18 protein-coding genes and 5 pseudogenes are annotated in these 21965 nt (G+C 40.4%); 11 read left to right on the top strand and 12 right to left on the bottom strand.

Features of this window, described 5'->3' with window-relative positions; all coding sequences use genetic code 11:
- The 3 genes and pseudogenes from BKK50_RS13090 to BKK50_RS10950 form a co-directional block, all read left to right on the top strand.
- A pseudogene (locus tag BKK50_RS13090) lies at positions 1–1425 on the top strand (hypothetical protein); the annotation flags it as partial.
- 59 nt (positions 1426–1484) lie between these two features.
- Positions 1485–1988 (top strand): hypothetical protein, encoded by a 504-nt coding sequence (locus BKK50_RS10945; protein ID WP_077417983.1) that lies wholly within the window; start codon positions 1485–1487, stop codon positions 1986–1988.
- Complete coding sequence (locus BKK50_RS10950; RefSeq protein WP_077417986.1) at positions 1985–3412, top strand: surface lipoprotein assembly modifier; 1428 nt, start codon at positions 1985–1987, stop codon at positions 3410–3412. The genes BKK50_RS10945 and BKK50_RS10950 overlap by 4 nt, the downstream gene beginning before the upstream one ends.
- A 70-nt stretch (positions 3413–3482) precedes the next feature.
- Here the strand turns inward: BKK50_RS10950 and BKK50_RS10955 are convergent, their stop codons facing one another.
- Positions 3483–4037, bottom strand: a complete 555-nt coding sequence (locus BKK50_RS10955) for an NAD(P)H nitroreductase (protein WP_077417988.1) — start codon at positions 4035–4037, stop codon at positions 3483–3485.
- Positions 4038–4147: 110 nt separating this feature from the next.
- Between BKK50_RS10955 and sppA the strand changes: the two genes are divergently transcribed.
- Together sppA and BKK50_RS10965 are read left to right on the top strand one after the other, a co-directional pair.
- Positions 4148–6004, top strand: coding sequence for a signal peptide peptidase SppA (sppA, locus tag BKK50_RS10960; RefSeq protein WP_077418038.1), 1857 nt, complete (start codon positions 4148–4150; stop codon positions 6002–6004).
- A gap of 77 nt (positions 6005–6081) precedes the next feature.
- Positions 6082–6675: a Fic family protein gene (locus tag BKK50_RS10965; protein WP_077418041.1), complete on the top strand. Its 594-nt coding sequence runs from the start codon at positions 6082–6084 to the stop codon at positions 6673–6675.
- Between the two features lie 52 nt (positions 6676–6727).
- Here the strand turns inward: BKK50_RS10965 and BKK50_RS10970 are convergent, their stop codons facing one another.
- From BKK50_RS10970 to BKK50_RS10995, 6 genes are read right to left on the bottom strand one after another with little or no spacing between them, the layout of a single operon-like run.
- Positions 6728–7660, bottom strand: a complete 933-nt coding sequence (locus tag BKK50_RS10970) for a bile acid:sodium symporter family protein (protein WP_077417990.1) — start codon at positions 7658–7660, stop codon at positions 6728–6730.
- 58 nt (positions 7661–7718) lie between these two features.
- Positions 7719–8528 carry a peptide ABC transporter ATP-binding protein gene (locus BKK50_RS10975; RefSeq protein WP_077417993.1) on the bottom strand — a complete coding sequence of 270 codons (810 nt, stop codon included), beginning with the start codon at positions 8526–8528 and terminating at the stop codon, positions 7719–7721.
- A gap of 3 nt (positions 8529–8531) precedes the next feature.
- The gene (locus tag BKK50_RS10980; protein ID WP_077417996.1) at positions 8532–9584 is read right to left on the bottom strand and encodes a peptide ABC transporter ATP-binding protein; all 1053 of its coding nucleotides are present in this window, start codon (positions 9582–9584) and stop codon (positions 8532–8534) included.
- Positions 9585–9586: 2 nt separating this feature from the next.
- Positions 9587–10474, bottom strand: a complete 888-nt coding sequence (locus BKK50_RS10985; protein WP_077417998.1) for an ABC transporter permease subunit — start codon at positions 10472–10474, stop codon at positions 9587–9589.
- Positions 10464–11429, bottom strand: coding sequence for an ABC transporter permease (locus tag BKK50_RS10990; RefSeq protein WP_077418001.1), 966 nt, complete (start codon positions 11427–11429; stop codon positions 10464–10466). The genes BKK50_RS10985 and BKK50_RS10990 overlap by 11 nt, the downstream gene beginning before the upstream one ends.
- Entirely contained in the window at positions 11429–13126 is a 1698-nt protein-coding gene (locus BKK50_RS10995; protein ID WP_077418003.1) for an ABC transporter substrate-binding protein, read from the bottom strand. Before BKK50_RS10995 ends, BKK50_RS10990 begins: the two co-directional genes overlap by 1 nt.
- Before the next feature lie 123 nt (positions 13127–13249).
- Here BKK50_RS10995 and BKK50_RS12630 point away from each other — a divergent pair, with 123 nt between their 5' ends.
- Genes BKK50_RS12630 through BKK50_RS11005 form a run of 3 tightly spaced genes read left to right on the top strand, consistent with a single transcriptional unit; the run spans position 13250 to position 15142 of the window.
- Positions 13250–13423: a hypothetical protein gene (locus BKK50_RS12630; RefSeq protein ID WP_167366162.1), complete on the top strand. Its 174-nt coding sequence runs from the start codon at positions 13250–13252 to the stop codon at positions 13421–13423.
- Entirely contained in the window at positions 13416–13700 is a 285-nt protein-coding gene (locus tag BKK50_RS11000; protein WP_077418006.1) for a type II toxin-antitoxin system RelE/ParE family toxin, read from the top strand. Before BKK50_RS12630 ends, BKK50_RS11000 begins: the two co-directional genes overlap by 8 nt.
- Positions 13700–15142, top strand: coding sequence for a YcjX family GTP-binding protein (locus BKK50_RS11005; protein WP_077418009.1), 1443 nt, complete (start codon positions 13700–13702; stop codon positions 15140–15142). The genes BKK50_RS11000 and BKK50_RS11005 overlap by 1 nt, the downstream gene beginning before the upstream one ends.
- A gap of 1 nt (position 15143) precedes the next feature.
- Here BKK50_RS11005 and BKK50_RS11010 read toward each other — a convergent pair whose 3' ends face one another.
- Positions 15144–16025: a VirK/YbjX family protein gene (locus BKK50_RS11010; protein WP_077418044.1), complete on the bottom strand. Its 882-nt coding sequence runs from the start codon at positions 16023–16025 to the stop codon at positions 15144–15146.
- Between the two features lie 81 nt (positions 16026–16106).
- On the opposite strand from BKK50_RS11010, the gene BKK50_RS11015 reads away from it, so the two are divergent.
- The gene (locus tag BKK50_RS11015) at positions 16107–17183 is read left to right on the top strand and encodes a TIGR01620 family protein (RefSeq protein ID WP_077418011.1); all 1077 of its coding nucleotides are present in this window, start codon (positions 16107–16109) and stop codon (positions 17181–17183) included.
- A 122-nt stretch (positions 17184–17305) separates the two neighbouring features.
- On the opposite strand, the pseudogene BKK50_RS12955 reads toward BKK50_RS11015, so the two are convergent.
- The 3 genes and pseudogenes from BKK50_RS12955 to BKK50_RS11025 form a co-directional block, all read right to left on the bottom strand.
- Positions 17306–17612, bottom strand: a pseudogene (locus BKK50_RS12955) (hypothetical protein); the annotation flags it as partial.
- 75 nt (positions 17613–17687) lie between these two features.
- The gene (locus tag BKK50_RS12375; RefSeq protein WP_167366646.1) at positions 17688–17987 is read right to left on the bottom strand and encodes a hypothetical protein; all 300 of its coding nucleotides are present in this window, start codon (positions 17985–17987) and stop codon (positions 17688–17690) included.
- Positions 17893–18148, bottom strand: a pseudogene (locus BKK50_RS11025) (helix-turn-helix domain-containing protein). The gene BKK50_RS12375 and the pseudogene BKK50_RS11025 overlap by 95 nt, the downstream one beginning before the upstream one ends.
- 173 nt (positions 18149–18321) lie before the next feature.
- Between BKK50_RS11025 and BKK50_RS12960 the strand changes: the two are divergent.
- Positions 18322–18555, top strand: a pseudogene (locus BKK50_RS12960) (helix-turn-helix domain-containing protein); the annotation flags it as partial.
- 607 nt (positions 18556–19162) lie between these two features.
- Positions 19163–19433 (top strand): annotated as a pseudogene (locus BKK50_RS11035) (hypothetical protein); the annotation flags it as partial.
- 46 nt (positions 19434–19479) lie between these two features.
- On the opposite strand, the gene BKK50_RS11040 reads toward BKK50_RS11035, so the two are convergent.
- On the bottom strand, positions 19480–21942 hold the full coding sequence (locus BKK50_RS11040; protein WP_077418013.1) for a glycogen/starch/alpha-glucan phosphorylase: 2463 nt from the start codon (positions 21940–21942) through the stop codon (positions 19480–19482).
- Positions 21943–21965 lie beyond the last annotated feature (23 nt).

Here is a 21965-nt window from a genome sequence, read left to right on the forward strand (position 1 = left end):
ATGATTGTGGCTTTAATGCTTGCGGGTTGTAGCTCTAGTGATGGTGATTCCCCTTCCCGTCAACCGGCTGAACCTGTTCCAACGGTGAAAGCCATTGATTACAGCAAACAATCCTTACAACAGCTTGAGCAAAGTGCGACAACGGCACAAAAAGTGCTAAGCGATAGCCAAACCAAACTTACCCAAGTGGAAACGGAAATTACGGAAATTAACCGCCGTATTACTGTGCTCAATGAAGAAATTCGCGTATTGGAAAAGGCAGAAACACCCGATGCTAATGCTCTGAAAGAAAAACGTGATGCCTTGGCAGAAGCCAACCAAGCCTTAACCGTGCAAAATAAAATTTTAGTAGTGGCACAACAAGATGTGAAACAAGCACAAATCAATGTGACGAATGTGCAAAACATTTTGATTGAGAAAAAAGCCGAGCAGGAGAAACCACCGGTAGTAGTTGTGCCGGATAATCCATCTCAACCAAACCAACCGACTCAGCCGGAACAGCCATCGGAGCCTGAGCAACCGAGTGAGCCTACTCAACCGGAAAAGCCAACAGAGCCATCTCAGCCAATCCAACCTGAACAACCTCAGGTGACTGGGGATAGAACGCTTAGAGTAAATGCTCACGTAGGTGATTTCGTTTTAAATAAAGGGGAGTTTGATCCCGATCTTTATCAAGTAGTTGTAGATAAGGATTTATATTCAAGAGAAAATATTAAATTTGTTTCCCTTGATGTAGATTTAAACGAATTATCTAATAATTCATTAGGTATTCATCAAGGCGTATTTACGTACCCTATTGGATCTGGTGAATTTGGTTCTTCTGAGCGTGGTGAGGCGATGCTTAATTATATTATAGGAAATCAACCTTATTCTACTTATGGAATGTTCTATAATAAAGAAGGATTAGAAACAATGGCTACCGATGATAATAACAATATGGTTATGTTCGGAGTGGCTAAGTTTAATCATCATTATGATGATACTAAAGATATTAAAGGGGCTGCAACTTATAAAGGGGATGTTATTGCTCGAATTAAAACAGGGACTTATCAGTATGATAGTAATAAACTAGATGCCTTAGGAAGTATAGTTTATCAAAAAGATGGTACTGTTGAACTTACAGCTGATTTCGATAATAAGAAAATTAGTGGTTTGTTAAACTCCGATAGTATTGGGAAAGTGACTTTAGAAAAAGGGGAAATTGTTGAACGTGGTGGAGTACTTCAGGGCTCTAGCGAAGACTTCCCTCATTATCGAGGTATCACAGGAGAAAATGATAAATGGGAAAGTGGTTGGTTTAGAGGTGGATTTTCTTATGGTTATAAAGATACTGTAGGAGAAATTAATATTAACATGAAAGAGGATAAAAGATATGGTGGCTCTTTCGGAAATTATCAAGCTGTTTACGGTGCAACCAAACAATAATTTAACCCTTTAATTTAATATTAACCACGCCCCGAAAGGGGCGTTTTAGGAGATGAAAAATGGGAAAAATAAATAATAATTTAAAAGCAAATTCACGCAAATTACTAACATCAATAATTCTAATATTTGGAGGCATAGCGCTACTTTACTTTAGTAATGATGATGCCTATATTACCTCTGTTTTTCCCAGTGAATATATTAAACATACAAATATTAGTTTTATCTTATTAGGAATTACTCAACTTTTTTTATGCTTTTTTAGTAAGGATAAATCGGATAATAAGATTTTATCTTTAATAGAGATTTTTTATTCCCCAATATTATTTACTGGAATTACTTTTGGAGTTAATGTTCTTGTATTTAGATTTATTCCAAATGGTTATCTTAGCTGTATTTCAGGTTGGGTATTGTCTGCATTGATACTATTCACATCTTCTTTTTTACATTACTGGTTATTTAAATTTATAACAAAAGATCTTCAATCGGATAAAGATGATGGTATAGATAATAATCAGGGAATTGATAATAAAAATAGCCAAGAAAAGGAAATTGAAACACAGTGAAAACAACTAAATTCCTAACCGCACTTTTTTCGTTATTTTTCACGTTTACTGCCTCGGCAAATTTTGCCGAGCCGCAGCAGAACATTAAAGTGGCGACACCACAGAAAGTTGAGCCGGTGGTAAGCCTTCAGGGGCAAAATCAACCACCACTTCACCTTTCTGAAACGGATTTAAAAAACAACCCGACGTTAACCCAACAACTCTTAACCCAAGCCATTTATGCCCGTGAACCACAGTTGATTGAAAAATTGTTGGCAATTTACAAAACGTTTCCTGAAAACGACCGCTTGCTCGTCCAATTTGCCGAGGCAAAACACGCCGCATTAAGCGGAGAGTTAAGCCAAGCCATTCGGGTTTATCGTGAAATGTTGGCAGAACGGGCGGATCTTAACCCTGTGCGGATCGAACTTGCCATCGCCTTATTTCAGGATAAACAAAACACCGCTGCCACCGAACAATTTCAAAAAGCCTTGAGCGACCCTGCTACACCTGCTCCAGTACAACAGCTTATCAATGCTTATTTAGAGGCGTTGCAGGAGCGGGATTCGTGGCAGATTTCCGCCAGTGCCTATTATGTGCGTGATACTAATGTGAATAACACCGGAGACAGCCGCAATATTGAACAAACGGGCTATGTGAAAAATGACGATATGATGCCGCAAACCGCACACGGTATTGCTTACAATTTCTCGCTTGGCAAAGATTTTAACCTCGGCAACAGTTATTATCTCGCTTTTGAGAACGAATTGTTCGGCAAAAGTTATTGGGATAATCACGATTATGACGATATTTACAACCGCACTTCCCTTGGGCTGCGTTATAAAACGGCACAATCAACGTTGAGCCTAATGCCTTTTTATGAAAAGCGTTGGTATGGCGGCGAAAGCTACCAATGGGCAAATGGCGCAAGATTGGAATTGAATCATTGGCTCAACCCGAACTGGCAACTTTCAACAGCGGCGGAACACAGCAAACAACGCTATTTCGACAACCAAGCGCAAAACGGCAACACCAAATTAGTGTCCGCCACCTTGGTTTGGGCAAGAACGCCACGGCAATTTTTCTACCTTGGCGGCGATTTCAACCGTGAAACCACCCAGGTGAAACAGTATGGCTCGGACACCAAATCCCTCCGCCTCGGCTGGGGACAAGAATGGGGCAAAGGCATTTCAAGCCGTTTAGGTTTTGGCTTTTCACAACGCCACTACAAAGACGAAGCGGTGCTAGGTGGGTTGATTGCTTTGGGCAAAGTGCGCAAAGATCGCATTTTCAACGTGAATTTAACCCTATGGAAACGGGATTGGCATGTTTTCGGCATCACCCCAAAACTGCAATTTTCTTATCGTAAGCAAAAAAGTAATATTCCAACCCTGTATTCTTACGACCGCCAAAACCTGAATTTGATTTTTGAGAAATCTTTTTAAATTTATGGGAGGGAAAATGGCAAGTGGGTGAACAAGGTTCACCCACATTGTGTTGTTTAAAGAGGTGTTTTTATAAATAACTCACAAATTCTTCCATACTCTCTTGTCGACATTCTCTTTCCACTTTTTCTGTGGCGGTGCCGAGCATCAATAATGCCACAATTTCATCTTGTTCACGGCAACCGAGTGCTTGCCGAAGCGCGCTACCTGATACCCATTTTCCGGTGATCCAAACATTGTCAAAACCTTGGGCATGGGCGACAAGTTGAATCCCATAGGCGGCACAACCTGCCGTGACAAGTTGTTCCCAAGTAGGCACTTTAGCAATATCGGGATTGATTTTGGCGATAACGGCGATCACCATCGGTGCTCGATGAGCCAAATTCTCTGCTTTTTTTAAGCGCTCTTCACCGAGATTGAACTCAACGACCGCCTCTTTAAGTAACTGCTCTAATTTATCCAGCCCCTCGTTTTCGATCACCACAAAATGATAAGGGGATAATTTGCCATGATCCGGTGTACGAAGTGCCGCTTGGAACATTTTTTCAAGCTGCGTTTTATTCGGCGCAGGGGCGCTGAGTTTTTTGTTTGAACGGCGGGTAGTTAAAAGGGTTAAAGCATCCATTTTTCTTTCTCATCAACTAAAAGTGCGGCGGATTATAGCATAGTTTTTAGCGTGGGTTTGTGTTACTCTAAGCGCAATTTTTTTGACTTATCTGAAACCTTATGAACCCTATTTTTCGAGTAATTAAATTTTGTTGGCGGGCACTAAATTTTATTCGTGATTTAGTGATGAATTTTTTCTTTTTAATTTTCATTGTATTGGTAATCAGTCTGTTTAATTTGACGAGCAATACGAAAAAAAGCAGTGTCAATTTAGCTGCCGATAAAGGGGCATTGTTGTTGAATTTAGACGGCTATTTGGCGGATAATCGTGATGAGGCATTTGGCTGGCAACAGGCGTTGCGGGAGTTAAACACAACGGAACGTACCCCACTCCAAATTTCCACCTTCGATGTGGTTTATGCGATTAGTTTGGCAAAAGACGATGACAGCATTCGAGGTTTGGTGCTGGATCTGAATTATTTTTCAGGCGGTGATCTGCCGGCAATGAATTATATTGGCAAAGCGATTAAAGAGTTTAAAACTTCCGAAAAACCGGTGATCGCCTTTGCGAATAATTATTCGCAGGCACAGTATTTCTTGGCTAGTTTTGCCGATCAGATTTATCTTAATCCTATTGGACAGGTTTCCATTCAGGGTTTGGCACAAGAGAATTTATATTACAAAGATTTGTTAGATAAATTGGCGATCACCCCTCATATTTTCCGTGTAGGCACCTATAAATCAGCGGTTGAGCCTTTTTTACGCAATGAGATGTCGCCGGAAGCCAAAGCGAATATGAGCCAATGGTTAAACGGTATGTGGGAAAGCTATATGCAAATTGTCAGCACAAACCGCCATATATCAAAGGAAACCTTATTACCGAGTGCGAAGCAGTATTTAAGCGAATTGAAAGCGTTGAAGGGCGACAGCACGGCTTATTCAAAACAACGTCAATTAGTCACGGATTTGGTCACCCAGTTAGATTTAGATAAAAAATTGACCGCACTTTTTGGTAAAAATGCGGAGGGTGAAGTGAATATGGTAGATTTTTCCACCTATTTATCCGGCTTTGAGGATCGTATGGCGTCATCAATGGGACAAAATAAAATTGCTGTGGTGAATGTTGAAGGGGCGATTATTGACGGAGAAAGTGCCGAAGGCGAAGTGGGCGGTGATAGCATTGCTCGTTTATTGCGTAAGGCTTATGATGATGAAACCGTGAAAGCGGTGATATTGCGGGTCAATTCACCGGGGGGGAGTGCCTTTGCTTCAGAGCTGATTCGCCAAGAAGTGGAGAATTTACAAAAAACAGGCAAACCGGTGGTGGTGTCTATGGGAGCGATGGCAGCTTCGGGGGGCTATTGGATTTCAGCCACATCGGATTACATTATTGCGGATAAAAATACCCTCACCGGATCCATTGGGATTTTTGCCATGTTGCCCACCTTTGAAAATACGATCAAAAAAATCGGTGTCAATGTCGATGGCGTGGCGACAACCGATTTGGCAGACACTTCTGTTTTCAGCCCCCTTTCTAAAAATACGCAAGATATTTATCAGCTAGAAATTGAGCATGGCTACGATCAATTTTTGAGCTTAGTCAGCAAAGGTCGCCAAATGCCGAAAAACGCTGTGGATACTATCGCACAAGGTCAAGTATGGTTGGGCAAAGATGCTTTCAAACATAACCTGGTGGATGAATTGGGGGATTTTGATCGTGCGGTGGAAAAAGCAGGGGAATTAGTCAATTTACATCGTGATCCTGTGATTGAAGATTTTTCCGTGGAATGGATGATTGAGGAAGACAGCAGCTTAGTGGGGAAATTATTCCGAGATCTCAGACAAAGCGGACAGGCATTGATGACGCAATGGCTTGATCTCCCTAAACCGCTCCAACAAGTTAAACAACAGCTCCATCAGCTAGATAAATTGAATGATCCCAAAGGGCAATATTTATATTGTTTGAATTGTGGGAGTGTGAAGTAGTGAAAAATAAGTATCAACTTTCTCTTAAAGAGAACCTATTTCTTGCGAAAAAAACGTTAGTTTCTCAAATTTATCATATGAGTAAATTTGAAAATTGTAATACGACATTATTACAGACCGAGCATATTTTAAATTATCGTCCCGATGCCTCGGTTTCCTTAAATGATGTAGAAACGATCTTGAATTTACGCAATGGGCTTCGCTTTGTTCTTAATCATATTCAAGATAAGTTAACCTTTGATTTTATAAAAAAGATAAATTTTTTGGTTGCTCAAAATGATTCCCTTGATCCCGGTGAGATTCGGCATGGGCAGGTGGGTGTATCACTCTATAATGGGGAGCGCTATGTGCCGCCTATTCCTAAAGAAGAGGACGTGATACAGAAAATCGCCGCTATTTTAGAAAATAACCAATACTCAGAAACCTATCGAGGATTGGTTTTTATGCTTGAAATGATGAAAGATCAAGTCTTTTGGGATGGAAATAAAAGAACGGCAATGTTGGCGGCGAATACCTATTTTATTCAGCAAGGACTGGGGATCATTGAAATTAGCGAAAACTATTTTGATGAATTTAATTTAATGCTTGCTGCTTTTTATCAAGATCAAAGTAAGCGGGAAATCTTACTTCAATTTTTGTATGAAAATTGTATTCAAGGTATTGATTATTAGAAAGGCAGGGAAATCCCTGCCTTTTGTTTATCAAGTGCGGTCAATTTTTCCGTTATTTTTCATTTTTCATATTTGAGAAAATATTGGCTAAAATCGGACCGGAGACATTGTGCCAGAAACTGAATAGCGCACTTGGTACGGCGGCAATGGGGTTAAAATGGGCGCTTGCCAGAGCGGCCCCTAAACCTGAATTTTGCATGCCCACTTCAATGGCGATAGCTTTGCTGTCTGCTGTATTGAGTTTAAACAGTTTGGCGGCAAGAAAGCCGATGAAATAGCCGAGGCAGTTGTGTAATACCACAACGCTGAAAATTAATAATCCGGATTCTACAATTCTATCTTTGCTCACTGCGACCACTGCTGCCAAAATTAAGACAATGGATACCACGGAGATCAATGGCGTAATTTGGCTTGCTTGAACAATGACGTTTTTGAACAGCATACGAACCACTAAGCCTAAGAAAATAGGGAATAACACCATTTTTAGCACCGACATAAACATCGCCGAGACGTTAATATCCAGCCATTGGCTTGCCAGTAAATAGAAAATGACGGGTGTTAAAAGTGGAGAGAGTAGGGTTGAAATGGTGGTACAAGCAACGGAAAGTGCAGTGTTACCCTTTGCAAGATAGGTCATCACATTTGATGAAGTTCCACCCGGGCATGAGCCGACTAAGATAACGCCGATTGCAAGATCTGGGGGTAAATGAAAGGCTTTTGCTAAGCCAAAAGCTATCATTGGCATAATGACAAATTGCCCTACCACGCCGATAAATACAGCTTTCGGGTGTTTGGCGACTTCAGCGAAATCACTGAAGGTAAGCGTGATCCCCATACCAAACATTACCAAGCCGAGTAAATAGGGAATATAAGGGGCAAAGATTTTAAACTCTGCCGGAAATAAGAAAGCAAGAACGGCAAAAACGATAGCCCATAGGGCGAAAGTTTTGCTGATAAATTGGGTTAATTTAAGAAGTATTTGCATAGATTTTCCTTATCGGCTCTCAAAGAGCGGTCGATTCTAAAGGTGTTTTTCTTGTTAATCAATCCTCTCTCTCTTGGCGAATCCAAGCACTTTCATCAAGTAAGCGACCAAAATGGCTTTCGACCAAACGTTTCGTCACCGTTGTTTGAGGAGCACAAAAGAGATCTTTGGGGGAACCGTATTCAATGATTTTTCCTTCATCCATAACAAGCACATTGTCCGCTAAATGTTTGATCACCCCTAAATCTTGTCCCACATAAATATAGGCAACGCCTAGACGGGCTTGAATATCAACGGAAAGATTGAGGAGTTGAACCCGCACAGAGGCATCCAATGAACTGAGGGCATCATCAACAATAATAATTTCAGGTTCTAGGATAATTGCTCGGGCAATAGCGATCCGCTGTTTCTGGCTGACGGAAAGGTTTTTGATTTTTAGATTGGTGTAATCAGGGTAAAGCCCGACCATAGAGAGGGTTTCAAAGATTTTTTGATTGCGTTTTTCTTCATCCCAGTCTGTGGCTAATCGAAGTGGCGAATCAAGGATTTGTCCAATATTTTGTCGGGGGTTGAAGGCGGAATTGGCATCTTGGAATACCATACGAATGTGTTGGGTTCGGTAATGGGGATTTTCAAAATCAAGCGGTTCATTATTGAATTTAATTTCCCCTGAAGTGGGTTTGATCATCCCGGCTATCATTTTGACTAATGTTGATTTTCCCGAGCCATTTTTTCCGATAATAGCGAGAGTTTGTTTTCTTTCAAGATTAAAACTCACGCTTTCCACGGCATTAAATTTGCTTGAGCCGAACCAATGGACCGGACCATCAAAGGTTTTGCAAAGATCGATTACTTGTAATAAAGGCATTAGTTAATCCTTATTGGGTTCCGTAGATAAGGTGAGCGGGGTGTTGATCACGGTTTCTTTTATCTGTTTTTCTCGAAAGTTAATCGGAAAATGACAAGAAAACTCGTGCTGTTTAATGCGATAGCGTGTGGGTTTTTTTATACATTGTTTCTGTGAAAAAGGACAGCGTGGTCCGAATCGACAGCCCATTGGCATTTGCTCTAAAAGCGGTACTGTCCCTTCTAATGTACCCAGTTTCGTTTTAAACCCAAAAGGTTGGGTAAAATCCGGTACGGAGTGAATCAGTGCCTTTGTATAGGGATGATGAGGCGATTCCAGCAAGATTTGTGTTGGGGCGGATTCTGTATTTTGCCCACAATAGAGTACGGATACCGTATGACAAAAATCGCTCACACTGGGAATATCATTACTGACTAAGAGAATACTCGTCCCTTGGTTTTGATTCATACTGGAAAGCAAGCGGAAAACTTGGCGTGCGGTAATGGATTCCAATGCGTTGGTGGGTTCATCGGCAATTAATAGACGGGGTTGATTTGCCACGGCAATGGCAATCATTACTTTTTGCCCTTCCCCTTCTGTGAGTTCATTTGGGTAACTCGCCATAATGTCTTTATGATTTTTTATTCCTACACGATGGAGTAATTCAATGGCACGGCGTTTTTTCCAGCCAAACCAATGCCACCATTTGCCACGATACGTCCAATTTGGAATATGTTGGATTAATTGTTTACCGATTTTTCTGCTGGGATCTAAACAGGTGAGCGGATCTTGAAAAATCATCGAAATTTCTTTACCCACTAATTTTCTCCGTTGTGTGGGGGAAAGTTTTAGCAGTTCCACATCATTAAAGCGGAAACGATCTGCCGTGATAATCCAATCTTCCTTAATGGCATTACCGATGACTTTGGCAATTAAACTTTTACCCGAGCCGGACTCGCCCACAAGCCCTAAAATATCACCGTTATTGAGCGTTAAGTTTACGCCGTCAATAATTTTAACCCGCCCGGTCGGTGTTTTAATTTCAATGTTGAGATTACGAATATCCAGTAGTGCCATAGTTATTGATAATATTGGTTAATGGCTTTGCACAAGCCGTTGGTAAAGACAATGCTTAACAAAATCGTGATGATAATGGCAAAGCCGGGAAGTAATACCGTCCAAGGCGCAAGATAAATCAGCTCAAGGGAATCTTTAATCATCGCTCCCCATTCCGGCATCGGGCGTTGCGCCCCAAGGGAAATAAAACTTAAGGCGCTAATGTCTAAAATGGTGACGACAAATGCTCGTGATATTTCCTGAATATAGGTGACGGTGATGTTGGGTAAAATTGTACTACGAAGTAATTCGCTGTCGGTGATGCCATCGAGTTTTAACATCATCACATAGTCTTTTTTGAGCTCTTGTTGAATAGCCCGATAAATGGCATGGGTGAAATAGGGCAGTACTGCCAGTAAGGTGGAAATAATGGCATTTGTCAAACTGGGTTCCATAAACGTGGAAATGATGATGGCAATGAGCAAAATTGGAATAGAGAGAAAGGCATCGAAAATATGACCGAGGAAACGGGCTTTAATGCCACCGGACATTCCCGCCCAAATGCCCAATGCACCACCGATGATGGCGGCGAGTATCACCACAATCAAGGAAGAGCCGAGCGTATAGCGTGTGCCTATAATGACACGGCTTAATAGATCGCGGGCAAGATCATCGGTACCAAAGAAAAAGGCGATTTGCCCTTTTTCCACCCAAGAGGGGGGCATTAATTCTTGTCCGATAAATTCCATACTATCGCTGTATGGGGCGATAAAAGGGGCGAAAAGTGCGGTTAAAATTAACAGAAAAAATAAGTAAAAGCTCAGTAAAGCAATACGATTTTTGCGAAACTGTAACCAAATTTGATAAATTGACGCACTTTCACGAAATTCATCCGGCTCTTTATCTTGCATACCAACCTTTCTTATTAAATGGATCGAGAATAAACATCACCGTTTTGGCTAGGGTGTCAATGGTAATAATACAAATGCCTAATACAATGACACCGGCGGAAATACTATTGTAATCTTGAATGCTTACTGCACCAATGAGCCAGCGTCCGATTCCCGGCCAGCCGAGGACGGTTTCTACGAGCATACATTGGGTGATGACTAAAGTGAACACCCGTGTAATTTGTGGGATCAGTAATGGAAAGGTATTACGAAAAACATATCGTTGTAAAATTTTCCATTTTGACCAACCACGAGTCACCGCTGTTTTGGTGTAATTTTGTTGAATAATATATTCAGCCCGCTGTTGAATGATACGGATAATTTCCATGGTCGGTAAAATACAAAGTATAAGGGTGGGTAGGATGAGATGTTGCAATACACTTTGCACAATTTTGGTGCGATAAGGTACGTCCACAAACCAAACGTCAATGACCGGAAAACCGGTAATGGGTTGAATTTCATAGAGCAAATTATATTGCCCTGTGGCAGAAATTTCCCAACCATAAATTGCCGCCATATAGAGTAAAATAGGAGCAAGCCAAAAAATAGGGATGGATAACCCCACATAAGACAAACTTTGTAAGGCTTTAGAAAAAATACCCTGATTATTGACCGCACTTAGAATACCAAGGGGAATACTTAAAATAAAAGCAAGCAAGAGGGCGGAAAAACAGAGCTCTAGTGTGGGCGGTAAGACGGTAAAAATCAGGGAAGTGAGTGATTGACCGCCGTTATAGGTAATGCCTAAATCCCCTTGTAGTAATGCGCTAAGATAATAAACATAGCTACCTAAAATGTTATTTTGGATAAGTGCTTCATTCAGCGGATCCCGCATTAAAATAGCAAAGCTGATGAGGCTTAAAATAAAGAATAACAAGATCACCCAAAGGAGATGGCGCAATGCCGACCACAACATTATTTTTTCTCCTTAGCGAAATAAAGGGTTGAAAAATTGATACTGCCAAAAGGGCTCATTTGCACACCTTTTACTTTGTTATTGGCGACTAAAAAACGTTTTGCATTGGCAATGGGGATAATGGGGAGCGCTTCTAACACTAAATCTTGGGCGATATTATAGTTTCTAGCCCGTTCCCGTAATTGGGTGGCGGCTAATGCGCTATCCATTAATTCATTAAATTGCGGGTTGCACCAGTTAGATAGATTGGTCACTTCATCTTTTGTTTCACAACTTAAAATAGGACGCATAAAACCGTCAGGATCCAAATTTCCGGCAAGCCAACCAGTAAGAATCATATCGTAATCTTCGGTTTTTTTATTCCGCTGTTCTAATAAAAACGTTCGTGTAACCGACCGCACTTTGACATTTACCCCGGCTTGTGCCAAGTCCCATTTGATGAGCTCCGCCATTTTTATGGGGGCTGGATTATACATTTGTTCTTCGTTAAGCACCCACATATTTAGTTGTAAATTTTTGTTTGCCAACACTTTTTTGGCGTATTTTGGCGAATAGTCAAAATCAAATCCGGGTGTATTAATATTCGATGCCCAAGACACATTGGGAATAATATTATTCGCCACTGTTGCCGTATTATGATAGATATTGCGAACAATGCGTGCACGATTAATACTTTGAGAAATCGCTTGGCGAATTTGCGCATCCCGCATTAGTGGTTTATTAAAATTAAACGCCAAATAAGAAAGATTCATTCCTTCGGCTGACTGCAAATAATAGCGTTCATTATTATTGTGCAATAACCCCAGTTGGCTCACTTCAGGATAGGCGGCAATTTGACATTCGTTATTAAAAAATTTAATTAACCGAGCGGTGCGTTCAGTGGATAAATCAACCAAAATATGTTTAATTTTTGCCTCTTTATTCCAATAGTTGTCATGGCGTAACAAACGGACATATTGGTTATAAACATAGTCTTGAACTTGATAAGGTCCTGTGCCGACAGGATGGGTGTCTAATTGCGTGAGATTGTCATCTGCACTTAATTGATAGGCATATTCTTGTGAAAAAATGATCGCATATTGACTGGCAAGATGCGACAAAATGGAAGAGTCAGGCTCAAAGAGTTCTATTTTTATTTTGTAGGGATTGAGCGCAGTAATGGATTTAATTTTTTGGTTTAATCTGATGCTATCAAAATAGGGAAAACGGACTTTTTTCGCCTGTTCATGAAAGATGCGGTATTGGGGATTTTTACCGTTTACCGGATTATCTTGATTTAACACCGGTAAATAGGTGTTATGACCTAACACCCTGTTGATGGAAAAGATCACATCTTCCGCATTAAAATCTCGGGTAGGGGTAAACCAAGGGGTGTGATGAAATTTCACCCCTTTGCGTAAATTAATGAAGATTTCTTTTCCATCAGCAGAAATACTATAAGATTGCGCCAAAGAGGGCGTGACGGTTGCACTGTGATGTTTAATTTCAAACAGCTTATTATAAATCTGCTCCGTTACCACATTCATACTGGTGCCGGCATCTGCGGTTTGCGGGTTGAATGAAAAACCTGATGCATTCGTGCAATAAATTAACCCGTTTTCTGTTAAACTTTCCGGCACACGAGGGGCGCCTTGAACTTGGCTCAGCAAGCCCAAATTTAACAGCAAACAGGAAAATAGCAGATGTCGGCGTAACATAAATGAAGCGGTTAGGGTAAATGAATGGCGCAAATTGTAAGATATATTGCCAAAAATGGCTAGATATTGCTTTTGTCGCCCCTGAGGCGTATAGTCGTTTCAGTCTGAGATTGGGAGAAAAATATGTTAAAAGAAAAAGGTTATGATGAGTTTTTGGCTCAACAACTAAAAGAAGCGCGTGAAGAAGTTGAATTAGGGAAAGTGTTAAGTCATGAGGCTTCTAAGGCACAAACGCTCAAGCTATTAGAACGTAAGGCTCGAGAGTTTTCAGCAATGGAAAATAAGATTTATGCCTAACGTTATTATCACGCAAAAAGCACAGAAACACATTGATAAAATTGTTGAGAATGTTGTCGAATATACTCATTCTATTGAAAGTGGAATAAAATTATTTAATGACTTAAATGATAAAATTTCCCTTATTGGCTTTATGCCGGAATCGATAGGTCGGTTACGAGAAGACGGAAGTCGAGAGGCATTTTGTCGAGGCTATCGTATTGTTTATGAAATCATTAATAATTATGTTTATATTCATTTTGTCATCCACTGCCGCCGTATTTATCCAAGACCCTAATGTTTAATTCCATTCAAAAAGAACTCAACCAACTGATTAACCGAGGATTTGACCGCACTTTGCGTCTTGCGGTAACCGGATTAAGTCGTAGTGGTAAAACTGCTTTTATTACCAGTCTTATTAATCAATTGCTATCCATTAATCAAAGCTCACGCCATCATTTACCCCTATTCGAAGCGGTGAGAAACGGCACAATCATTTCAGTTAAACGTGTGCCGCAGCAGGATTTGAGTGTGCCTCGTTTTGATTACGAAGCCAATCTTAATGCGCTTTCCCAACAACCACCACAATGGTGTCAATCAACACGAGGTGTGAGTGAAACACGTTTAGCCATTCGTTTTCAACGTCAAAGTGGTTTGCTTCGCCATGTGAAAGAGCGGGGGACATTGTATTTAGATATTGTGGATTACCCCGGCGAATGGTTACTGGATCTCCCTTTGTTGCATTTGGATTTTGAACAATGGTCTCTTGAACAAAGCCAAATTCATCAAGGCATACGGGCAGAACTTGCTCAGCCTTGGTTAGATGAAGTGAAAAAATTAGACTTAAGTGCGGTGGTGAATGAAGATGTTTTAGCAAAGCTTGCCAACCTTTATACGGCGTATCTTCACCAATGTAAGGCACAGGGCATGCAATTTATTCAGCCGGGACGCTTTGTGTTACCCGGGGAATTAGAGGGCGCGCCGGCATTACAGTTTTTCCCGTTAATTCACCTCACACCGACACAATGGAAAAGCCTGAAAAAAGAGGCAAAACCAAACAGTTATTTTGCGGTATTGAATAACCGTTATGATTACTATCGCAATAAAATGGTGAAAGGGTTTTACGAAAATTATTTTTCAACCTTTGATCGTCAAGTGATTTTGGCAGATTGTTTAACCCCGCTGAATCATAGTCGACAAGCATTCTTAGAGATGCAAACGGGGTTAAATCAATTATTCAAAAATTTTCATTATGGCAAACGCCATTTCCTAAACCGTTTGTTTTCCCCACGCATTGATAAATTGATGTTTATTGCGACAAAAGCGGATCATATCACCAGTGACCAAATGCCGAATTTAGTGAGCCTAATGCGACAGCTCGTCCAAGAAGGAGGGCGTTATGTGGAATTTGAAGGCATTGAAACGGAATACACGGCAATTGCGGCGATTCGTGCAACAAAGCAAGTGATCGTCAATCAAAACGGCAAACCAATTAAAGCCATTCAAGGGGTACGCAGCAAAGATAAACGATTGATTACCCTTTATCCGGGTACAGTACCGAGCAAATTACCCAGCCAGACATTTTGGCAACAACCCCCACACCTGACGGAAAATGAGGGAAAAACTTCATCCTTTGACTTTGACAGCTTTGATCCGCAACCTCTTGAACAAGGGGGAACAATTCCCCATTTGCGTATGGATGCAGTGTTGCAATTTTTGTTAGGGGATCGGTTTGATTAGGCTAGCGAAAACGGCTTGCAATTTCATCGCTTAGGCGATCGAGCATTTCATAACGTTTACGATACATTGAACGCTTTTTACTGGCGATGTCTTCTAAAGGTTTACGTTCAATATCAAGGGGAAGTTGCCAATAAGGGGATTGATAAACCCCTTGGTTTTCTTGCCAAAATTCATCGTAATTGAACAGTATTTTGCTGCGGGCTGAAAGGCGGTATTTGCCTTGAGATTTATGGGGTATCCCGATTAAATCACATTGCCAATGTTTTGCTAATTCACGAAATACCTGCATTAGCATAAACATTGGACGCATACCCTGTAAATCTTTTGTTGCTGTTTTGATGAGGTCTTGGGCGTTTTCATAATAAGGCCCTTGCATCGAGGCAATCAACAATTTATTAGGCGATAAAAAGGTAAAAGAGGCATCATAAATTCGCTCATTATTTTGATTGCGAATATTGATAGCAAAATAGCCCTCAAAAGGATCAATAAAATTGAGGCTTAAATTCAGGGAAAGATCCTCGGTTAATTGGCTGAGCGGGATAACTTGCTCTTTAAGCAATGTTGAACAGAATGACGCCCCCCATTTTTCTTCGGCAAGTTGTAAATGTTGTGTAATAGCGCTCAAGCGTTGCGGTGCAGAAAAGCGTTTATCGCAATAGGTTGTCAGCAGCGGATTAAAACGATAATAATCCTGTGTGAAAAGAGATTGCCATAAGGGATTTTTATTTAGAAATTCAATGAGTTGTCGGCATTGCTTTTGGTAAAGGAAAGTATAGGTATAATAGCGAACTTTCTCACGCAATTGTTTGGCTAACGGACGATCCTTAGAATAGGGATACATTTGAACATAAGTGGGGAACGAAATTTGAGTTTGTGTTGTCATGTTTGTATTAATAATAAGTGAAAATATCATCGCACTGTCTCAATGGGATGAAAGAAAATAAGAAACAGGGTGTATTTTATAATGGAAAAGCAAATTTTCAACCAATATGATGAACCTTCGACAGAAAGTTTCCAGCCAAAACAAGAATTTACTGATGTAGAAACTATTGAAGATGACCCCCTAGAGGGGGAATGGCTTGATGAGCCATTTGAACAGGTGATAAAACCAAAGCCAAAAGGTTGGAAAACTCTGTTGAAATTGACCGCACTTTTATTCGGTGTGGCAATCATTGCCCAATCCGTGCAGTGGATTTGGGATAGTTTTCAACATCAGCAATGGATCTATTTTGCCTTTTCTCTGGTGAGTCTGGTGGTGGTATTATTTGGCATAAAAGAGATTGTGGGCGAATGGCGGCGTTTAGTACGCTTGAAAAAACGGGAAAAATTACAACAACAAAGCCGATTGCTCTGGCAAAAAAGTGCGGTCAAAAATGACGGTCTTTTTGAACCGGCAGGCGAAGAGGGGAAAACACTTTGTTTGGCGATAGCAAACAGTTTGCAGTTAGATGAGCAATCCCCCTTAATTGTTCAATGGCAAAATCAGCTCAATGAAGCCTATTCTGCCACAGAAGTAGCTCAATTATTCAGCCAAAATGTGCTGAAACCTTTTGATTTAAAAGCGAAAAAGTTGATTAGCAAAATGGCAGCAGAATCCGCTGTGGTGGTGGCAATTAGCCCGCTTTCCTTGGTGGATATGTTTTTTGTGGCTTGGCGGAATATTCGCTTAATCAATAATATTGCTGACATTTATGGCATTGAGTTAGGCTATTTTGCCCGTCTTCGCTTATTGCGTATGGTATTGGTGAATATCGCCTTTGCCGGTGTGACCGAAGTGGTACAAGATATTGGTATGGATTGGCTTTCGCAAGATATCACTGCAAAACTTTCCGCCCGTGTAGCGCAAGGCATTGGCGTAGGCTTGCTCACCGCCCGTTTAGGGGTAAAAGCCATGGAATTTTGTCGCCCTCTTGCTTTTCAGTCAAATGAAAAACCAAAACTCTCCCATATTCAAAAAGAACTTTTGAGCACAATAAAAGAGGTGGTGTTGAATAAAAAGGTGAAGGAGAAAGAGTTTGTTGTTGCCGATCACGAAATTTGAGAAACACAACCACCAAAAATGAGAAATTTAAAATTTGTGAATTTCCCATATTTAGTGGTTAAAACTCACTAAATATGAGAAACAAAAAAACCTTTAACTCATCATTAAAGGGCGTTTAAAGGTTAAAACTTATATACTAAATTGTCTTCGTATCTACCGCTGTAGCTTGCACTTGTTTGTAATGTAATGCGCTGATAGACTTCAAATACCTATCAATTATCCCATTTATTGTCAATCATTGCGTCAATAAACTGAATAAATTCAGACTTTGTACTACTGAAGAAGCAATACGATGGTCTTGTTAAATGTATCAATCGAAGAAAATTAATCCAAGTCAAAATAAGTAGTCTATTTGTAGCTTTCCTGATGTGTGCATAGATAAGGCGGATCTAACACAAACAACGCTTTTGGATTTTCCGCAAATTTTGGCTTACTTTTACGCAGGTAATCTTTTAAAAAGAACTGCCACACCAGCTTTGATATGTCTGTAAAGCGGTTTTCAGTTTACTCGTCAATGCGATCCAACAACATCGGAATCCAATCCCGTTGAGGGAAATTTTTCACTTTGTACCGCCAGTGTTTGAGGCTACCTTTGCTGATGTGTTTTTCCATTTGCTCTTCGAGACCAGCATAAAAGGCGACCACTTTGTCAAGGACTGTCATCAGCTTTTCACCGTTTTCAATCAAAAGAGCCAGTTGCAACACGGCATTAAATCGGTGATACACCCGTCTTTCTTGTGCTATTACGTTGTGTAAATCTCTCTGCCCAAATAATTTCAGGAGGAACCCCAATTGAATTGGCAATTAATCTTTCCATCTTGGGATAGGGTTTATCCAATGCAGATTTCGATGTGTTATAACTGACGTTTTCTTCTTCAGCCAACGAACGTAAAGACCAGCCCTGTTTTTAAGGCTGCAATAATGTCCGCATGGTGCCAATTGCTTACTGTGGCTAATACACCCATTTATTACACCTCTATTTATCTCTTGCGTGTATTAAAGCGTAAAACTCAAAATCAATCAATTGTAAAACTTAAGGTTTGACAAATAATTTCCCGTTTAAGATGATGAATTAGTTAAATAAATAGCTTATCTCTTAGTTTTACGGAGGATTTTAGTGTAAAAGAAAAGGTAAAAGATGAGTAAGGCTAAGATTTACGATCCTGACTTTGCAGAACGTATGAAATTTATTCTAGAAACTCGATTTAAAAACAATAGTAGTAAATTTGCTAGAGCCGTGGATGTTGCTGTGTCATCATTAAATAGATGGTTCATTGGTGAAGCGGATCCTTCGAGAAATAACTTAGTGAAGATTGCAGAAACAGCAGGGGCAGCCTTGAATGGCTAGCAACAGGTAAAGAAAACAATAACGAACAACCAAATGTTCATTTATCTCCAGAAGGAACCCTGAGACACGCTCTTGAGCTAATTACACAAGCTTTTCAAGCTCAAGAAAGAGCCAAGGAGAGTGAAGTAATTAATAATATCGAAAGAATATTACTGAATAATTATCGTAAGAGCTCGGATGAAGGGAAATTAGTCATCATGAATATGGCTGAAGCTATGGCGGAACTGCAAGATAAAAAAGAGAACTCAGAGCTATCTACGAATCGTAAAATAACCTAATGTTTTTCGGACAAAACTGTACCGAGGGTATTACCTCTTAAAAAAATGCCCTAATGTGAAAAGAACAGTAAATGATACCGACCATAACAAGAATAAACTTTTAATTTTTTGCACGGGATCATGTTTTTAAATGCCGTCTGAACATATTTTAACGGCTTTTTAAATTTCTCAGTTTATGTGTGTAAAACTGAAAACTGGAGTGCCTGCCAAATTTTGCTCATTTTGCTTTCTCTTTTTTCCTGCTATAAGAAAGGGCTTACATTGCCGTAAAGCCTCATTCTATAAGGTTTTGGACAATTTAATCCCGTTTAATTCAACGTTCGTCCTAATTTCTCATTCTTGGTGGTTGGGTTCAATCCTTATTAATGATATTTGAAAGGCATGCGAATTTAAAATATAAATACGATAATACCTTCTGGGCAAAGAGGGATTATGTAGGTACAGTGGGGTCAAATACGAAAGTTGTAGAGGAATAATATATCAGGAATCAGGAAAATGAAGATATGATTATCGGATAATTTATCGAAGAAAGAATATGTGACCCCCTTTAAGGGGGAAGCCATAGGGTTATTGTACGGTTGCCAGTTTTTCACATGTCCCTTGAGGGAGCATGTGAAGTACTAGATCTTTATAGGGTAGCCTAAAAACCGCACGTTTTACGTGCGGATTGTTATTTGAGTTTAATCGGTTCGACTTTCCAAATATTTTTCGCATAATCGAGAATTGTTCTGTCTGATGAGAAAAAGCCCATATTGATCATATTTTGGATAGCACTTTCAATCCATTGATCAGGCTGTTTATATTTTTCATCCACCACATTTTGGGCTTCTACATAGCTACGGAAATCCGCAAAGGCTTGATAATAATCGTGATATTGTAAGCCTTGTAACAAAGGTAAATAGCGCTGAGGCTCTTCTGGAGAAAACTGACCTGAGATAATTTGATCCACCACGGTGCGTAATTCGACATCATTTTGATAATAGTCAAATGGACGATAGCCATCACGACGGAGCTGTTCTACTTGTTCCACCGTATTACCAAAAATGAAAATATGATCTTCTCCCACATTCTCCAAAATTTCCACATTTGCCCCATCTAAGGTGCCGAGTGTTAATGCGCCGTTAAGGGCAAATTTCATATTACTCGTACCGGAAGCCTCCGTACCCGCAAGTGAAATTTGCTCGGAAATATCTGCAGCCGGAATGATAAGTTGAGCAAGGCTTACACTATAATTTGGGATAAACACAACCTTTAAGCGACCTTGTAAACGTTCATCATTATTGATCACGCTTGCGACATCATTAATCAGACGAATGGTCTGTTTCGCTGCATAGTAGGCGGAAGCGGCTTTGCCTGCCAAGATAAACACTCGAGGTTGCCAATCTTTCTCCGGGTTAGCCAGCATCGCATTGTAGCGTGCAATGATGTGGAGCACATTTAACATTTGACGTTTATATTCGTGAATACGTTTTACCTGTACATCAAAGAGTGCATTTGGGTTCAATTCAATGCCCAAGGTGCGTTTCACGTAATCCGCCAATTTTACTTTGTTAGTGTATTTAATGTCTGCCACCGCTTTCTTGAAGTCTTTTTCGTGGACAAACGTTTCTAATTTCTTAATTTGACCTAAATCATAACGCCATTCTGTACCGATATATTTATCAAACAATGTGGCGAGTTGTGGGTTGGCTACCGCTAACCAGCGACGTGGTGTAATACCGTTCGTTACATTAGTAAAACGCTCCGGATAAATGCGGGCAAAGTCTGCAAAAGTAGAGGTTACCATCAAATCAGAATGAATGGCTGCAACGCCGTTAATTTTATGAGACCCTACGACAGATAACCAGCCCATACGTACTTTGCGTTGATAACCTTCTTCAATAAGCGATACACGGCGAATAAAATCGTTATCCGTTGTAATATAAGTACGCACATATTCTAGGAAATGATCGTTAATATCAAAGATCATTTGTAAGTGGCGTGGTAAAATTTTCGCCATCATTTCGACCGGCCAAGTTTCGAGTGCTTCCGACATTAAGGTGTGACACGTGTAAGAGAAAATGCGACGAGTCATATCCCAAGCTTTTTGCCAGCTAAATCCTTCCTCATCAATCAATACACGCATTAATTCAGGAATAGCTAATGCCGGGTGGGTATCATTTAGGTGAATAGCCACTTTATCGGCAAGATTTTCAAGACTGTTGTGCGTGCGCTTATGACGACGAATAATATCTTGTAATGAAGCGGATACAAGGAAATACTCTTGGCGTAAACGCAATTCACGTCCATTCCAAGTGGAATCATCAGGATACAGAACTCGTGATAAATTTTTACTGGAAGCACGGGCTTCCACGGCGGCTAAATGCTCGCCACGGTTAAATTCCGCAAGATTAAAACTCTCCCCGCCGTGGGCTGACCACAATCTTAAGGTTGCCGCAGAATCATTTTTATAACCCGGAATCATCTGATCATAGGCAAGTGCGGTCACTTCTTCTTGTGGATTCCATATACATTTTTTGCCTTCAAAGTGAATATTTCCACCAAATGCCACATAGAAACGTTTTGATGGACGCAAGAACTCCCAAGGAGCCCCTTTTTCTAACCACGCATCCGGGCGTTCTACTTGTTGACCGTTTTCAATTTTTTGGCGGAACATACCGTATTCATAGCGAATCCCATAGCCCATACCCGGTAAACCAAGTGTTGCGATAGAATCCATAAAGCAAGCTGCCAAGCGACCTAAACCGCCATTTCCTAAACCCGGGTCAACTTCCTTTTCAATAATTTCTTCTAAATCAACATTTAACTCGCTTAACGCTTCTTTCGTTAAACTGTAAACATCTTCTGCAATCAGCGCATTGGAAAGCGTGCGACCGATTAAAAACTCCATAGAAAGATAATAAACCCGGCGGGCATCATCTGCACGAGCTTGACGAGCCGTGCTAATCCATCCTTCTGTAACAAGATCCCGCACGGCATACAATGTTGCATTCAGCCAATCTCGTTGGCTTGCTTCACGTGGCGAACGCCCGATAGAGAAAATTAATTTATAAACGATGGATTTTTTTAGTGCTTGAACATCCAATTCAGGACGATTATAAAGAAATGGAGAATCAAAATTATCCATTATCATAATGGTAAACCTCAACTAAAAAG

Source organism: Rodentibacter rarus, from assembly GCF_001998965.1.
In the GTDB taxonomy this organism is placed as follows: Bacteria; Pseudomonadota; Gammaproteobacteria; order Enterobacterales; family Pasteurellaceae; genus Rodentibacter; species Rodentibacter rarus.

What these genes read in the sequence shown, in the direction of transcription:
- BKK50_RS10945 (WP_077417983.1), top strand. Translation starts at nt 1,485, where the DNA reads ATGGGAAAAATAAATAATAATTTAAAAGCAAATTCACGCAAATTACTA.
- BKK50_RS10955 (WP_077417988.1), bottom strand. Translation starts at nt 4,037, where the DNA reads ATGGATGCTTTAACCCTTTTAACTACCCGCCGTTCAAACAAAAAACTC.
- BKK50_RS10965 (WP_077418041.1), top strand. Translation starts at nt 6,082, where the DNA reads ATGAGTAAATTTGAAAATTGTAATACGACATTATTACAGACCGAGCAT.
- BKK50_RS10970 (WP_077417990.1), bottom strand. Translation starts at nt 7,660, where the DNA reads ATGCAAATACTTCTTAAATTAACCCAATTTATCAGCAAAACTTTCGCC.
- BKK50_RS10975 (WP_077417993.1), bottom strand. Translation starts at nt 8,528, where the DNA reads ATGCCTTTATTACAAGTAATCGATCTTTGCAAAACCTTTGATGGTCCG.
- BKK50_RS10980 (WP_077417996.1), bottom strand. Translation starts at nt 9,584, where the DNA reads ATGGCACTACTGGATATTCGTAATCTCAACATTGAAATTAAAACACCG.
- BKK50_RS10985 (WP_077417998.1), bottom strand. Translation starts at nt 10,474, where the DNA reads ATGCAAGATAAAGAGCCGGATGAATTTCGTGAAAGTGCGTCAATTTAT.
- BKK50_RS10990 (WP_077418001.1), bottom strand. Translation starts at nt 11,429, where the DNA reads ATGTTGTGGTCGGCATTGCGCCATCTCCTTTGGGTGATCTTGTTATTC.
- BKK50_RS10995 (WP_077418003.1), bottom strand. Translation starts at nt 13,126, where the DNA reads ATGTTACGCCGACATCTGCTATTTTCCTGTTTGCTGTTAAATTTGGGC.
- BKK50_RS12630 (WP_167366162.1), top strand. Translation starts at nt 13,250, where the DNA reads ATGTTAAAAGAAAAAGGTTATGATGAGTTTTTGGCTCAACAACTAAAA.
- BKK50_RS11000 (WP_077418006.1), top strand. Translation starts at nt 13,416, where the DNA reads ATGCCTAACGTTATTATCACGCAAAAAGCACAGAAACACATTGATAAA.
- BKK50_RS11005 (WP_077418009.1), top strand. Translation starts at nt 13,700, where the DNA reads ATGTTTAATTCCATTCAAAAAGAACTCAACCAACTGATTAACCGAGGA.
- BKK50_RS11010 (WP_077418044.1), bottom strand. Translation starts at nt 16,025, where the DNA reads ATGACAACACAAACTCAAATTTCGTTCCCCACTTATGTTCAAATGTAT.
- BKK50_RS11015 (WP_077418011.1), top strand. Translation starts at nt 16,107, where the DNA reads ATGGAAAAGCAAATTTTCAACCAATATGATGAACCTTCGACAGAAAGT.
- BKK50_RS11040 (WP_077418013.1), bottom strand. Translation starts at nt 21,942, where the DNA reads ATGATAATGGATAATTTTGATTCTCCATTTCTTTATAATCGTCCTGAA.